This is a genomic window from uncultured Brevundimonas sp. (assembly GCF_937870815.1).
Taxonomy (GTDB): Bacteria; Pseudomonadota; Alphaproteobacteria; order Caulobacterales; family Caulobacteraceae; genus Brevundimonas.
Window position 1 is genome coordinate 26345 of record NZ_CALMZS010000185.1, and the last position, 14316, is coordinate 40660.

The following is a 14316-nucleotide window of genomic DNA, read 5'->3' on the forward strand; positions in this document are numbered from 1 at the left end:
CGTACTGAATTTCGCGCTGGCCCGGCGGCTTCCATGACCGGAACCGATTCTTCGATCGTCATCGTGGGAGGCGGCGTCGCCGGCCTCTCCCTGGCGTCGGAACTGGCGGCTCGCGCGCCCGATCGGTCGGTCGTCGTCCTTCAGGACGAACCCCATGCCGCCTATGACCGGCCGCCGCTGTCCAAGGCGTACCTGCTCGACGGCGATGCCGACGCGGTCGCCCTGTCGCTGCCGGGTCTGGACCGCGTGGACATCCGCTCGGGCGTCCGCGCCGAAGCTGTTGACGCTGAAGCGCGATCCGTCGCGCTTTCGACGGGCGGCTCGCTGACCTTCGGCCAACTGGTCTTTGCGACCGGCGCCCGGGCGCGATCCCTCCCGTCCCTCACCGCCGGCGCTCTCCCGGTCTGCGTCCTGCGCGGCCTCGATGACGCCCGCGCCCTGAGAAGCCATCTCGTCGCCGGGAGCCGACTCGTGATCCTGGGCGGCGGGATCATCGGTCTGGAAGTCGCCGCGACGGCCAGGACGATCGGCGCCCAGGTCACCGTCGTGGAGGCCTTGCCGCGGCTGCTCAGCCGTAGCGGATGCCCGCTGTTGTCGATTTTCCTGCGCGAAGCCCATGAACAGCGGGGAGTGAAATTTCACCTCGGTCGAACCGTCTCCTCCGTCACGGCGAACAGCGTCGTCCTGGATGATGGCGCGCGCATCCCGGCCGATGTCATCCTCGTCGCCGCCGGCGTCATCCCCAATACGGAACTCGCGGCCGCGGCGGGCGCGGCGTGCGACAACGGCATTCTCGTGGACGATCTGGGCCGCACGTCCTTGCCGGATATCTGGGCGATCGGCGATTGTAGTCGAGCCTGGTGCGAAGAGCAGCGGACCCATGTCCGCTCAGAAACCTGGACGCGCGCCCGCGAACAGGCGGCCGTCGTGGCGATGGCCTTGTGTGGACTGCCAACGGCGTCGGCGTCGGAAGCGCCCGCCTACTACTGGTCCGATCAGTACGACCTGAAGATCCAGGTCGCGGGGTCGCCCATGGGAGACCTCGACCTGGTCAGGGGCGATATGTCGGCCGGCAGCTTCAGCATCCTGCACCTGGCCGGCGGCCGGCTGGTCGGCGCCACGGCGATCAACGCCCCGCGTGATCTGGGCTCCCTGAAGAAAATCATTCGTTCCCGCCGGCCCGTCGACGCCGAGGTTCTCGCGGATCTCTCGACGGACCTGAAGGCCCTCGCTTCCCCGAAGTCCGCCAACGCCGTCCTGACGGCGTGAGATGGCTTCCCTTTGATCGGATTTCCGCATGTATATCCTCGCCTTCATTCTGCTGTCCGCGGTCGCGACGTTTGGCGCGGGAATGGGCGTCGCACTCGCGCGCCATCGTTCCTTTCCCTCGTTCTTCGGAGCGGTTCACGGCGGCTTCGCGGCGGCATCGGTGCTGTTTCTGCTGGTGACCATCCTGCGCGACGCCGCTCCCCCGACCCTGGCCTGGTGGGCCCTGGGGGTGTTTGGAGCCGCCCTGGTTGGAGGGCTGACCCTGTTTCGGCTTATCTTTCGCAGGGGAGCGCCGATGTTCTATGTCGCCGCCCATGGGTCATTGGCCTTCATCGGCCTGGCGCTTCTCGCCAACGTGGCCTTTTTCCAGCAACCCTGACAGAGCCGGCGCCTGCCCCCGGAACGCGGGAGGCGGTCACGGCCTAACGCCGGAACACGCCGACCAGTTCGACGTGGGCCGACCACAGGAATTGGTCGACCGGGGTGACCGTCTCCAGGCGGAAGCCGGCGTCGATCAGCACGCGGGCGTCGCGGGCGAAGGTGACCGGATTGCAGGAGACATAGGCCGCGGTCGCGGCCCGGGCCTGGGCGAGCTGCTGCGTCTGTTCCAGCGCGCCGGCGCGCGGCGGATCGAGCACGACGGCGTCGCAGCCGCGCAGGTCATAGGGCGCCAGCGGGCGCCGGAACAGGTCGCGGGCCTCGGCGGCGACCGGCTTCAGCCCCCGGGCCGTGCCGATCCCGGCCTTCAGCGCGGCGATCGCCGCCGCCGAGGCGTCGGCGGCCAGCACCGGCGCCTCTGTGGCCAGCGGGAAGGTGAAGGTCCCGGCCCCGCAGAACAGGTCGGCGATCTTGCTCGCGCCGCGCACCGCCTCGACGGCGCGCGCGACCATGGCCGCCTCGGCCTCGGGCACGGCCTGGAGGAAGCCGCCGGGCGGCAGGGGCACGGTGGCCGGACCGAAGGCGACGACCGGCTGACGCGACATCACCAGGGTCTCGCCGGCCAGGCTGAGGCGGGCCAGATCGGCCGCCGCGGCGGCTTCGACGGCGCGCATCTGCGCGTCGCGGGACAGGCCGCCGCTGCGCCGCTCGACGCCGGTCACGTCGACGTCCAGCCCGGTCAGGGTCCAGGTCGCATGCAGGGTCGGAGCCGACCTGGGGTGTTCGAGAAAGGCTTCGGCGACCCGGGTCAGGGCGGGGATGGCGGCCACCAGCCGCGGATCGGCCACCGGGCAGGCGCGGATCTCGACCAGGCGCCAGCTCTTGCGCGCCTTGAAGCCGAGGACGGCGGCGCCGTCGGGGCCGCGGCGGGCGTGCAGGGCGAGACGGCGGCGCGTCCCCGGCGGCACGGCGACGGTCGGCTCGATCTCCGCCTCGATGCGCTCGCGGGCCAGGGCCCGCCGGACCTGCTCGCGCTTCCACTCCAGGTAGGGGGCGGCGGCCCAGTGCTGCAGGGCGCAGCCGCCGCAGTCGCCGTAATGGGGCGAGACCGGCTCGACCCGGTCGGGACTGGCCTCGAGCAGGGTGATCGCCTCGGCCCGGCCGTCGCGAACCTCGGCCCGGACCGTTTCCCCGGGCAGGGTGAGCGGAGCGAACACCGGGCCGTCGGGCGTCTCGGCCACGCCGTCGCCCTGCCCGCCCACCCGGGTGATGACCAGCCTCTGCGTCATGGCGCGCTTGTAGAGACTCCCCGCCCCCGGCGAAACATGAACGAAGATGAACGACCCGCTCAAAGGCCGTTCAGCTTTCGCCCCCTAAGCCTGAGCGCAACAGACCGGGGCGCCGCTCGTTCGGCCTCCGTCGCGCAACGGAAGCCAGGATTCGACCCGATGTTCGCCCGACCCATCGCCGCCGCCGCCCTCGCCGCCGCCGGCCTGTTGCTGGCCCCAGCCTCGGCCACGGCCCAGGCCTATCCGTACCAGGGACCCCAGAACTACGGGACCGGCGCCTATGGCCAGCCCTATGACTACGACAACCGCTACGGTTACCAGGACCGTTACGCCTATCAGACCCGTCGCTACGACCAGGCCTGCCGCAGCTACCGCAGCGATCGCCAGGTCAGCGGCGCGGTGATCGGGGCCACGGTCGGGGCGGTGGCCGGCTCGCAGCTGGCGGCGCGCGGCCGCCGCACCGAGGGCAGCCTGCTCGGCGGCGTGCTCGGGGCCGCGGTCGGGGCCGGCGTCGGCGGCAGCTCGGCCCGGGACTGCGACCGCTACGGCTCGGATTACCGCTACGACGACAGCCGGTATGGCGACGACCGCTACGGCTACCAGTCCCATGACCGGTACGACGACCGCTATGGATACGATGACCGGCGCCGCTATGACGACCGCTATTACGGGGACGATCGCTACCGGTACGGCCAGTCGGGCTACAGCAGCCATGAACAGGGCTACGGCTATCAGTCGGGCTATGGCGCCGCCGACCGCTACGGCTGCCGCACCGTCGAGACCCGCACCTATACGCGCGAAGGTCGCCTCGTGACCCGCTACGAGCAGTCCTGCCCGGACCGCTACTGACCGGATCGCGCCGCCGATTATTTTTCAGCCCCCCTGTCGATCGGCGGCGTGACGGAGGCCCCCGGCGGAGCAATCCACCGGGGGTTTTTCCTTTTTGGAGAGGGGGCGCTATCGCTCACGACGCGGTCGCTCGCTGCTTGAGCGCAGGGGGCACGCGCGCAGCATCGGAGCGCGTCGGGTTGAAAAGGCGCAGCCTTTTGACCGGGGCCCAACGAAAAGAGCGGCGGCTATGGCCGCCGCGCCCAGAGCAGGAATTCGGCGTTGCCGTCGCCGCCGGCGATGGGGCTGTCGACCATGGCCTGCACGGACCAGCCCTGTTCTTCCAGCCAGGCCGAGACCGAGGCGACCGCCGCCTGGTGGGCCTCCGGGTCCTTGACCACGCCCTTCTTGCCGACGCCTTTCGGCCCCTCGGCCTCGAACTGCGGCTTGACCAGGGTGACCAGGTCGGCGTCGGGGGCGGCCAGGGCGAGCGCGGCCGGCAGCACTTTTGACAGGCCGATGAAGCTGGCGTCGCAGACGATCAGCGACGGCGCTTCGGGGACCAGGTCCGGGGTCAGGTCGCGGGCGTCGGTGCGCTCCAGACCGACGACGCGCGGATCGGCGGCGATGCGGGGATGCATCTGGCCCGAACCGACGTCGACCGCATAGACCCGCGCCGCGCCGCGCTCGAGGCAGACCTCGGTGAAGCCGCCGGTCGAGGCGCCGACGTCGAGCACCGTCCGGCCCTCGACCGCGACCGGCCAGACGGTCAGGGCGTGGTCCAGCTTCAACGCCCCGCGCCCGACCCAGCGGTGGGCGTCGGCATAGGTCACGACCGCATCGGTGCTGACGGGCTGCGAGGCCGTCTTCGCCGGCGCGCCGTCGACGGTGACGCCGCCCGCCTCGATCGCCGCCCTCGCCTTCGCCCGGCTCTCCGTCAGGCCGCGGGCGACCAGCAGCTGGTCGAGCCGGACCCTTGTCACCCCACCGCGTCCAGACGGGCCAGGGCAGCCTGCAGCCGAACCTTGCCGGCCTCGGCCTCGGCCAGCTTGTCGCGCTGCTCCTCGACCACCTCGGGCGCGGCGCGGGCGACGAAATTGGGATTGCCGAGCTTCTTGTTGACGTGGCCGATGTCGCTGTCGAAGGCGGCGATCTCCCTCTCCAGCCGGGCCCGCTCGGCGGCGAGATCGATGATCCCGGCGAGGGACAGGGCGGCGGTGGCGCCGCCCGAGACGAAGGTCACCGCCCCGGCCGGGGCGGTCTCGGCCGCGCCGACCGCCGACACCCGGGCGAGCGTCAGGATCAGGTCACGGTGGCGGGCGATGCGCTCCGCGGTGGCCGCGTCCGGGGCGATGAAGGCCAGGGACGGCCGGGCCGACAGCGGCACGTTCATCTCGGCGCGCAGGGCCCGGATCTCGGTGACCAGATCGACCAGCCAGCCGATCTCGGCCTCCGCCGCCGGATCGATGAAGGCGTCGGGCAGGTCGGGCCAGGCGGCGCCGATCAGGATCGGCTCGGACCGGGTCGCCCCCTCTTCCGCCAGCTGCTCCCACAGCGCCTCGGTGATGAAGGGCATGACCGGGTGCATCAGCTTCAGCGTCTGGTCCAGCGTCCAGGCGGTCATCGCCCGGGTCTCGGCCCTGGCCGCCTCGTCGGCCCCGGTGAAGACCGGCTTGGCCAGTTCCAGATACCAGTCGCAGAAGACGTTCCAGACGAAACGGTAGAGGGCCGAGGCGGCGTCGTCGAAACGGCCGCCTTCGATGGCCGACGAGACCTGGCGCTCGGCCCTGGTCAGCTCGCCGCGGATCCAGCGGTTGACGGTCCGGTCGACCGCGGCCGGGTCGAAGCCGTCGACGCGGCGGGCCTCGTTCATCTGGGCGAAGCGGGCGGCGTTCCACAGCTTGGTGCCGAAGTTGCGATAACCTTCAATGCGTTGGCGGCTGAGTTTGATGTCGCGCGTGCCCGACAGGATGGCCATGGTGAAGCGCAGGGGGTCGGCGCCGAGCTCGTCGATGATGGTCAGGGGGTCGATGACGTTCCCCTTCGACTTGCTCATCTTCTGGCCCTTCTCGTCGCGGACCAGGCCGTTGATGATGACCCGCCGGAACGGAACCTCATCCATGAAGTGAAGTCCCATCATCATCATCCGGGCAACCCAGAAGAAGATGATGTCCGCCGCCGTCACCAGATCGGAGGTCGGATAGAACCGCTTAAGGTCCCCGGTATCCTCCGGCCAGCCCATGGTCGAGAACGGCCACAGGGCGGATGAGAACCAGGTGTCGAGGACGTCCTCGTCCTGAGTCAGAGCGACCTCGGAATCATAGTCGGCCATCGCCTGTTCGCGGGCATCGTCCTCGGTCTCGGCGACATAGATCTCGCCGCCCGGGCCGTACCAGGCCGGAATGCGGTGACCCCACCACAGCTGGCGCGAGATGCACCAGGGCTCGATGTTGCGCAGCCATTCGAAATAGATCTTCTCATAGCTCCTCGGCTCGAACACCGTATCGCCCCGCTCCACCGCCTTGATCGCCGGCTGGGCCAGGGTGTGGGCGTCGACGTACCACTGGTCCGTCAGCCACGGCTCGATGACCACGCCGGAGCGGTCGCCGTGCGGGATGACGTGCCGGGTCTTCTCGACCGCCTTGAGCCAGCCCTCCGCCTCGGCCCGGTCGACGAGGGCCTTGCGCGCGGCGAAGCGGTCCATGCCCTCGTAGTCGGCGGGGACGTCGGGCGTGTCGGCGGCGGTGATGCGGCCGAAGCCGTCCATGACGTTCAGCGCCGCCAGACTCGCCCGCCTGCCGACCTGGAAGTCGTTGAAGTCATGCGCCGGGGTGATCTTGACCGCGCCCGAGCCCTTGGCCGGGTCGGCGTAGTCGTCGGCGACGATGGGAATGCGGCGGCCGACGATCGGCAGGGTCACGAACCTGCCGATCAGCCCGGCGTAGCGCGGATCATCCGGGTGCACGGCCACGCCGGTGTCGCCCAGCATGGTCTCGGGCCGGGTCGTGGCCACGACGATATGGTCGCGGGTCTCGTATTCCGTCGGCTGGCCGTCGCCGTCCCAGGCGACCGGGTGCTCATAGGTCACGCCGTCGGCCAGCGGATAGGCGAAATGCCAGTAGAAGCCGTCCATCTCGCGCTGCTCGACCTCAAGGTCCGAGATCGCCGTCTGGAAATGCGGGTCCCAGTTGACCAGCCGCTTGTCGCGATAGATCAGGCCTTCCTTGAACAGCTGGACGAAGACCTTGCGCACGGCGGCGTTCAGCCCCTCATCGAGGGTGAAGCGCTCGCGGCTCCAGTCGCAGGATGCCCCCAGACGGCGCAGCTGCTGGACGATGGTCCCGCCGCTCTCGGCCTTCCACTCCCAGACCTTGGCCACGAAGGCCTCGCGGCCCATGTCGCGGCGGCCGATGTTGCCGCTGGCGGCCAGCTGGCGTTCGACCACCATCTGGGTGGCGATGCCGGCGTGGTCGGTGCCGGGCAGCCACAGCACCGCCCTGCCCCGCATCCGGTGATAACGGGCGAGGATGTCCTGCAGGGTGTTGTTCAGCGCGTGGCCGATGTGCAGCGAGCCGGTCACATTGGGCGGCGGGATGACGATCGAATAGGCTTCGGCCGCGGCGTCGGTCTTCGGCGCGAACACGCCGCTTGCCTCCCACATCGCATAGAGGCGCGGTTCGGCGGCTTTCGGGTCGAAGGTCTTGTCGAGCATGGGGAGGCAAGGTTTCGCGCAGAATGAGAAAGGGCGGCCCCGACTGGAGCCGCCCCGGAACGATCTAGCCTTGATCAGGTCGCGGGTGAAGCTAGCCGGCGTTGCGGGCGATGCGTTCGACTTCCTTGCGTACCTGGGCCTCGACGATGGCCGGCAGATTGGCGTCCAGCCATTCCTTCAGCATCGGGCGCAGCAGGCTGCGGGCCAGTTCGTCCAGGGTGGGGCCGGAAGGGGTCGAGGTTTCCATGGGTTCGGACTTCTTGAGGGAGGAGGCCAATCCGGCGAAGGCGGAGGCGGCGCTGGCCGCGGCGCTGTCGCCGACGAGGGTGTCATAGGTCTTCGGAGCCTCGGCGGCGGCCCCATGGTCCGGCTCCGGCGCGAACACGGACTCGCTGACCGCCTCGACCGGGAAAGGCTCGATGTCGAGCTCCGCGGGCGAGACCTCGAGGTCGCCGATGCTCTCGGCGGCCGGCGCCTCATAGGTGTCGGTCAGCTCCAGCACGTCCTCCTCGGAGGCGGCGGGTTCCTGCACCGAGGGGGTCTCGTCCATCAGGGCCGTGGAGGCCGGGGCCGCGTCAACGGCGGCCGCCCCGGCCTCCGAATCGGACGCGGCCGCGGCCGGGGCCGTTTCCGCAGGCGCGTCGTCCTCGGAAATGATCCGGCGGATCGACGCCAGGATCTCCTCCATCGTCGGTTCCTGGGCGGTCTGGTCGGTCATGTCGAAACCCCGAGGCGCGCGGCGTACGCAAAGTCAGAACGGTCGGCGCGGGATCGCGACCCCGCCCCGCCCCGTCGTCGCATCTCAGCCCGCTGGAATCAACGGGCGTTTTCGCCCCGCGGGATAACGGGCCGCGTCCGCGTCGCCCGTCCGGGATGACCGCCGGCTCAGTCCCGCGGCGCGGTCTGGACGATCTCGGACTTGAGCTGCCGGTCGATCGGGGCGTCGGCGGCGTCGACGGCGGGGACGATCGGCGGGGCGACGAGACGGTCGACGGCCTCGATCAGGCCGTCCCACGGCAGGGCCCCGCGGTTGCGGACGCGCTGGTAGTTGGCGGCCGGATCATAGACGGCCAGGGTCGGATCGAGATCGGGCCCCTCCAGCCGCCCCATGGCGGCGAGCAGGTTGGCCTGGGCGACATACTGGTTGCGCCGGGCGCTGGCGAGGGTGACCTCGGCGTTGCGCAGCTCCAGCTCCTGGTTGAGGACGTCGAGCGTGGTGCGCAGCCCCACCTGGGCCTCCTGCCGGACGCCCTCGGCGGCCACGGTGGCCGCCCGCACGGCTTCGCTCCCGGCCTCCAGGCTGGAGCGCGCCGACAGCGCCTGGGCGTAGGCCGAGCTGACCGAGCGGAGGGCGTTGCGGCGCTCGCCCTCGACATTGATCTGGGCGGCGTTGGCGCGCTCGAAGGCCTGGGCCACGCGCGAGCCGTTGAGGCCGCCGGTGAACAGCGGAACCGAGACGGTCGCCCCGGCCGTCAACCGGGTAGTGTCGGCGATGTCGCCGATCTGGTCAAAGTCGGTGTTGGAGCCGCCATAGGTGGTCGTCAGCCGCGCCGACGGCATGTATTCGGCCTTAGCGGCGGCGACATTGGCCTCGGCCGCGCGCAGGTTGTAGGCGGCGGCGCGGACGCCGGGATTGTCGCGCAGCGCCACCTCGAGAGCGGAGTCGAAATCGGCCGGCACGCCCGGCAGGTCCGGCATCGGGGCCAGATCGCCCGGCGACTGGCCGACCACGGCGGCGTAGGCGGCGCGCGAGACCGACAGCTGGGCCTGGGCGTTGGCCAGGTCGGCTTCGGACTGGGCCAGGCGGGCTTCCGACTGGGCGACGTCGGTGCGGGTGATCTCGCCGACCTCGAAACGGGCCGAGGCCTCCTCGAGCTGGCGCCGGAGCACGCCGAGGTTGGCCTGGCGGATGCGCAGGATTTCGGTGTCGCGGATCACGTCGGCATAGGCCTGGATGACCGCGGCGAGCACGGCCTGTTCGATGTCGCGCAGGTTCTCGCGCCCGGCCAGGATGCCGGCCTCGGCGGCGGTGATGCCGTGGCCGATGCGGCCGCCGCTCCACAGCGTCTGCGACAGGCCGATGCTGGCCGAGGCGCTGTCGCCCTCGAAGCCGGCCAGATCGCCGTAGCTCTGCGCGTGATTGCCGCTGACGGTGACGTCGAGCCGCGGGCGCAGGCCGGCGCGGGCCTGGACGATCGACTCGTCCAGGGCCCGCTGGTTGGCCCGCTGGGCCAGCAGCGACGGATTGGTCTGATAGGCCAGGGCGATGGCTTCCTGCAGGGTTTCGGCCCAGGCGGGGGCGGCGAACCCGGCGGCGACGGCGATGAGGGCGACCGAGGCGAGCGCGCGAGAGCGTTTCAGCATGACTGTTCCTGCCTGGCGCGCACGGGGATCGCGCGCCCCTTGTATCCCATGGGCCTGATGCGGGACGGTTTCCTCCCACGCCAGTTAAGATTTTTTCACCCCCTCCGCGAAGGCGGCGGCCGGCGGCTACAGGGCGAAGGTGGGGGTCGGGGCCAGTTCCGCAAGCACCGGCGGAGCGGCGTCGAACAGTTCGCGCCGCGACAGGCCGGACGCGCCCTTCACATACAGCACCGCCTTGCCGGCCGGCCCGGTCCGCTCGACGACGGCCAGCCGGCCGCCGACCCGGAGCGCCGCCAGCCAGGCGTCGGGGCGCGCCGGCACGGCGGCCTCGGAGACGATGACGTCGTAGCCGGCCCCGACCGGCCGGTCGAACGGGGCGACGGCGCCGGCGACGCCGGCCTCGGCCAGGGCCGGACCGACCACGTCCAGCACCGCCGGGTCGGCCTCCTGCGCCGTGACCTTCAGCCCCATCCGGGCCAGCACCGCGGCGGCGTAGGGCCCGGCGACGGCCAGGGCGGTCTCGCCGGCCCGCAGGTCCAGCGCCATCAGCAGCTTGGACAGGTCACGCGCCAGCATCAGCCGGCGGCCGCCGGCGATCTCCGGCTCGATCTCGGCATAGGCGGCGAAGGCGCGCCCGGCCGGGACAAAGCGTTCCCGCGGCACCGCAAGCAGGGCGGCCTGGAGGTCTCGGTCCGTGACGTCATTGACCCGGACCTGACTGTCCACCATGACCTTGCGCGCGGCGGCGAAATCCATCTGTCGGTCGTCCCGTTCAGGCGAAGGCGCGACACCGCGCCGGAAATCTGGCGCGCTTATAGGTCTGTGCGTTGCGGGCGACAATCCGATCTGATAGCGAACGCGCCTCGCGACGACGCGGCGCCTCATCCGGAGGGGCCACGGCCTGATGGCGGAGTGGTTACGCAGCGGACTGCAAATCCGTGTACCCGAGTTCGATTCTCGGTCAGGCCTCCATCGCGATCCCCGACAGATCAGACCGGCGCCGTCATCCAGCCGATGGCCGTGGCCGCGCCCACCGTCGCGGCCACGATGGTCAGCGCCACGGCGCCGCGCGCGTTGCGGTTCACGAAGAACAGAATGCTGCCGAACATGGTCAATTCCCCCGGACTGAGAGGCGCGTCGCAGATCGCGCCGTTCATCAACGTATACGAGGGGTTAATCGCGGTTTGGTGAAGGCCAATCACCTGTCGGGTGAAATGATGCAGGGCGATCGCCCCCGCAGTCGCCGCATCGGGCGAATCGACACCCCGACATCGGCATGCCGGGGGTGTCGCGGCCCCGCGGCAGGTCGGCCGGCGGCCCCGGCCCCTCCGATCCCGGGACGACGGCCGTGCCCCCGCCCCCGCCCGGCCGCTTCGCGACGGCCAATCGGATATTTCCCGTTGCGCGAGCCTGACTCGCGCTGCTATAGCGCCCGCCTTCCCGAGAGGAAGTATTCCGCGGTAGCTCAGTGGTAGAGCAGCCGACTGTTAATCGGCTGGTCGTAGGTTCGAATCCTACCCGCGGAGCCATTTCGGAACGAAACCGCGAACGTCGTGCGTCGCCGTTTCCACTCCACAGCCTCCTCCGGACGTCACGAGCGTCTGGAGGAGCCTTGGCTTCGCCCCCCGATCCGGATTTCGTCGGCGCCGGCCCCCACCCGCTGGACTGATTTGCGTCTGGTCCCGGAGTTTGATGGGTGCAACCTTTTCCGGCGAATGGAAGTAGCACTATGGGTCCGAATCTCCCCGCCTTGAGACCCGCCATGTCACCGACCGCCGACAACCGCCTTCGCGACGAAGTCCGCCTGCTGGGCGGGCTGCTGGGCGAGGTCATCCGCGCCGAGGGCGGGCTTGAGCTCTACGACCGCATCGAGGCGGTGCGGCAAGCCTCGGTGGCCTACCATCGCGATCCGGCCTCTCACGGCGCATCGAAGCTGGAGGCCCTGCTGGCCGAGCTGTCGCTGGATCAGGCGGTGGGGCTGGCGCACGGGTTCGCGGTCTTCTCGCTCCTGGCCAACATCGCCGAGGACCGGGCCGGCAAGCGTCTGGCCCGGGCGCAGACCGCCCAGGGCGCGCGGGCCGATACGCCCGAAGGGGCGCTGGTTCGCCTGACCGCCGCGGGCCGCTCCCTGGACGACGCCAGGGAATTGCTTTCAGGCGCCCTGATCTCCCCGGTGCTCACCGCCCATCCGTCGGAAGTGCGGCGCAAGAGCGTCATCGACCGGATCGCCGCGGTGTCCGATCTGCTCGACGCCTGCGACCCGCCCGGAACGGGGGAGGACCTTTCCTGCGCGCCGGACGTCCTGACCCGGGGCCTGCGCCGCCAGACGACGATCCTGTGGGCCACGCGGCTGGTGCGGACGACCGGCCTGGTGGTGCAGGACGAGATCGACACCGTCGTCTCCTTCCTCGACCGCGTGTTCCTGAAGGTCGCGCCGGAACAGCTGGCCGACTGGCGCCGCCGCCTCGCGGCGCCGGACCTCGGCCCCTTCATCCGCATCGGAACCTGGGTCGGCGGCGACCGGGACGGCAATCCCAATGTCGACGGGACGGTGCTGACGGCCGCCTTCCGGACCCAGGCGCGCGCGGTGCTGCGTTTCTATCTGGACGAGGTGAACGCGCTGGGCGCCGAACTCAGCCTGTCCGGTTCGATGGCCGGGATCACGCCGGAACTGAAGGCGCTGGCCCAGGCGTCCGGCGACGTCTCGCCCCACCGCGCGGACGAACCCTATCGCCGCGCGCTCAGCGAAATCTACGCCCGGCTGTCGGCGGCGCACCCGCTGCTGACCGGCCAGACCGCGCCGCGCCCAGCCGCCTTCGCCGCCGATCCCTATGCCGGGCCGGACGCCTTCCGCGCCGATCTGGAGATCCTGCGGGCCAGCCTGACCGCCGCCCACGGCGAAGTCTTCGCCGACGACCGGCTGGCGCGGTTGATCACGGCGGTGGACGTGTTCGGCTTCCATATGGCCACCCTGGACCTGCGCCAGAACGCCGACGTGCACGAACGGGTCGTGGCCGACCTGTTGAGGGTCGCCGGCGTCGCGCCCGACTACGCCGCCCTGGACGAAGACGCCCGCCTGGCCCTGCTGTCCGCCGAGCTGGCCTCCGGCCGCCCGCTGTTCAACCCCTATGCGGCCTATGCGGCGGAGACGCTGAAGGAACGCGCCATCCTCCAGGCCGCCGTCGAGGCCCTCGCCCGCTTCGGACCCCAGGCCATACGCACCCATATCGTCTCCAAGACCGACGCCGCCTCGGACCTGCTGGAGGTCTATCTGCTGCTCAAGGAGGTCGGCCTGTACCGGCCCGATGACCCCGGCGCCTGCCCCATCCAGGCCGCCCCGCTGTTCGAGACCATCGACGACCTGCGCGCCTCCAGGTCGACCCTGGAGCGCCTGCTGAAGGAACCGTCCGCCCTCGCCGTCGCCCGCGCGCGCGGGGTGCAGGAGGTGATGATCGGCTATTCGGATTCCAACAAGGACGGCTCCTACCTGACCTCGACCTGGGAACTGCACCAGGCCTCCCGCGCCCTGCTGGAGGTGACCCAATCCGCTGGAGTGAGGCTGCAGCTGTTCCACGGCCGGGGCGGGGCGGTCGGGCGCGGCGGGGGCTCCAGCTTCGAGGGCGTGCTGTCCCAGCCGACGGGCACGGTGGCGGGCCGCATCCGCATCACCGAACAGGGCGAGGTCATCGCCAACAAATATGGCGAAGCCGATGTCGCCCGCCGCAACCTCGACGCCCTGACCGCCGGCGTCCTGCTGGCCTCTCTCGCCCCGCCGCCGGACGACGCCCTGACCGCCCGGCACGGCGCCACTGTCGCGGCCCTGTCCCAGGCCTCGATGCGCGCCTATCGCGCCCTGGTCTATGAGACGCAGGGCTTCATCGACTATTTCCACGCCGCCACCCCCATCGCCGAGATCTCGGAACTGAAGATCGGTTCGCGCCCGGCCTCGCGCACATCCTCCACCGCCATCGAGGACCTGCGCGCCATTCCCTGGGTGTTCAGCTGGTCGCAGTCGCGGGTCATGCTGCCGGGCTGGTTCGGCTTCGGCTCGGCGGTGCGGGACGCGGACATGGAGGAGCTTCAGGTCCTGGCCCGCGACTGGCCGTTCTTCCGGACCCTGATCCAGAACATGGAGATGATCATGGCCAAGGCCGACATGAGCATCGCCCGCCGTTACGCCGCCATGGTTCCGGACGCCGCCCTGGCCGGACGCATCTTCGGAGTCATCGAGGCCGAATGGGAGCGCACCCGCGACGCCGTCCTGGCCATTACGGGCCATGACCGCCTGCTGGGCGGCCAGCCCGAGCTGGACCGGCTGATCCGGCTGCGCATGCCCTATGTCGAGCCGCTGAACCACGTCCAGATCGAGCTGATCCGCCGTCGGCGGGCCGGCGACGACGACCCGCGCGTGCGCGCGGGCATATTGCTGACCATCAACGGCGTGGCGGCGGGTCTGAGAAACAGCGGCTGAGGCCG

Annotated in this window: 10 protein-coding genes and 2 tRNA genes; 6 read left to right on the forward strand and 6 right to left on the reverse strand. The window is 70.7% G+C overall.

Annotation, left to right across the window (positions count from 1 at the left end):
• The first annotated feature begins 33 nt into the window (after positions 1-33).
• The gene (locus Q0588_RS12375) at positions 34-1269 is read left to right on the forward strand and encodes an FAD-dependent oxidoreductase (RefSeq protein WP_298746503.1); all 1236 of its coding nucleotides are present in this window, start codon (positions 34-36) and stop codon (positions 1267-1269) included.
• 28 nt (positions 1270-1297) lie between these two features.
• Positions 1298-1648 (forward strand): hypothetical protein, encoded by a 351-nt coding sequence (locus Q0588_RS12380; RefSeq protein ID WP_298746507.1) that lies wholly within the window; start codon positions 1298-1300, stop codon positions 1646-1648.
• Between the two features lie 43 nt (positions 1649-1691).
• Here Q0588_RS12380 and Q0588_RS12385 read toward each other — a convergent pair whose 3' ends face one another.
• On the reverse strand, positions 1692-2936 hold the full coding sequence (locus Q0588_RS12385) for an RNA methyltransferase (RefSeq protein WP_298746510.1): 1245 nt from the start codon (positions 2934-2936) through the stop codon (positions 1692-1694).
• Between the two features lie 159 nt (positions 2937-3095).
• Between Q0588_RS12385 and Q0588_RS12390 the strand changes: the two genes are divergently transcribed.
• The gene (locus Q0588_RS12390; RefSeq protein WP_298746513.1) at positions 3096-3785 is read left to right on the forward strand and encodes a glycine zipper 2TM domain-containing protein; all 690 of its coding nucleotides are present in this window, start codon (positions 3096-3098) and stop codon (positions 3783-3785) included.
• A gap of 227 nt (positions 3786-4012) precedes the next feature.
• On the opposite strand, the gene Q0588_RS12395 is transcribed toward Q0588_RS12390, so the two are convergent.
• The 5 genes from Q0588_RS12395 to Q0588_RS12415 all read right to left on the reverse strand — a co-directional run bounded on the left by Q0588_RS12395 (position 4013) and on the right by Q0588_RS12415 (position 10596).
• A complete protein-coding gene (locus tag Q0588_RS12395) occupies positions 4013-4747 on the reverse strand; it encodes a TlyA family RNA methyltransferase (protein ID WP_298746518.1) in 735 nt (244 codons plus the stop codon).
• Positions 4744-7476, reverse strand: coding sequence for a valine--tRNA ligase (locus Q0588_RS12400; RefSeq protein ID WP_298746521.1), 2733 nt, complete (start codon positions 7474-7476; stop codon positions 4744-4746). Before Q0588_RS12400 ends, Q0588_RS12395 begins: the two co-directional genes overlap by 4 nt.
• 91 nt (positions 7477-7567) lie before the next feature.
• A complete protein-coding gene (locus Q0588_RS12405; RefSeq protein ID WP_298746523.1) occupies positions 7568-8194 on the reverse strand; it encodes a DUF2497 domain-containing protein in 627 nt (208 codons plus the stop codon).
• A 167-nt stretch (positions 8195-8361) separates the two neighbouring features.
• The gene (locus Q0588_RS12410) at positions 8362-9840 is read right to left on the reverse strand and encodes a TolC family outer membrane protein (RefSeq protein ID WP_298746526.1); all 1479 of its coding nucleotides are present in this window, start codon (positions 9838-9840) and stop codon (positions 8362-8364) included.
• A 126-nt stretch (positions 9841-9966) separates the two neighbouring features.
• Entirely contained in the window at positions 9967-10596 is a 630-nt protein-coding gene (locus Q0588_RS12415; RefSeq protein WP_298746529.1) for a protein-L-isoaspartate O-methyltransferase, read from the reverse strand.
• A gap of 142 nt (positions 10597-10738) precedes the next feature.
• On the opposite strand from Q0588_RS12415, the gene Q0588_RS12420 reads away from it, so the two are divergent.
• The 3 genes from Q0588_RS12420 (at position 10739) to ppc (ending at position 14311) form a co-directional block, all read left to right on the forward strand.
• A tRNA-Cys gene (locus Q0588_RS12420) sits at positions 10739-10812 on the forward strand.
• A gap of 482 nt (positions 10813-11294) precedes the next feature.
• Positions 11295-11369, forward strand: a tRNA-Asn gene (locus tag Q0588_RS12425).
• Positions 11370-11602: 233 nt separating this feature from the next.
• Entirely contained in the window at positions 11603-14311 is a 2709-nt protein-coding gene (gene ppc, locus Q0588_RS12430; protein WP_298746532.1) for a phosphoenolpyruvate carboxylase, read from the forward strand.
• Positions 14312-14316: the final 5 nt, after the last annotated feature.

Excerpts from the sequence above, each read along its gene's own strand:
- Q0588_RS12400 (WP_298746521.1), bottom strand. The coding sequence starts at position 7,476 with ATGCTCGACAAGACCTTCGACCCGAAAGCCGCCGAACCGCGCCTCTAT.
- Q0588_RS12405 (WP_298746523.1), bottom strand. The coding sequence starts at position 8,194 with ATGACCGACCAGACCGCCCAGGAACCGACGATGGAGGAGATCCTGGCG.
- Q0588_RS12385 (WP_298746510.1), bottom strand. The coding sequence starts at position 2,936 with ATGACGCAGAGGCTGGTCATCACCCGGGTGGGCGGGCAGGGCGACGGC.
- ppc (WP_298746532.1), top strand. The coding sequence starts at position 11,603 with ATGTCACCGACCGCCGACAACCGCCTTCGCGACGAAGTCCGCCTGCTG.
- Q0588_RS12375 (WP_298746503.1), top strand. The coding sequence starts at position 34 with ATGACCGGAACCGATTCTTCGATCGTCATCGTGGGAGGCGGCGTCGCC.
- Q0588_RS12415 (WP_298746529.1), bottom strand. The coding sequence starts at position 10,596 with ATGGATTTCGCCGCCGCGCGCAAGGTCATGGTGGACAGTCAGGTCCGG.
- Q0588_RS12380 (WP_298746507.1), top strand. The coding sequence starts at position 1,298 with ATGTATATCCTCGCCTTCATTCTGCTGTCCGCGGTCGCGACGTTTGGC.
- Q0588_RS12410 (WP_298746526.1), bottom strand. The coding sequence starts at position 9,840 with ATGCTGAAACGCTCTCGCGCGCTCGCCTCGGTCGCCCTCATCGCCGTC.
- Q0588_RS12390 (WP_298746513.1), top strand. The coding sequence starts at position 3,096 with ATGTTCGCCCGACCCATCGCCGCCGCCGCCCTCGCCGCCGCCGGCCTG.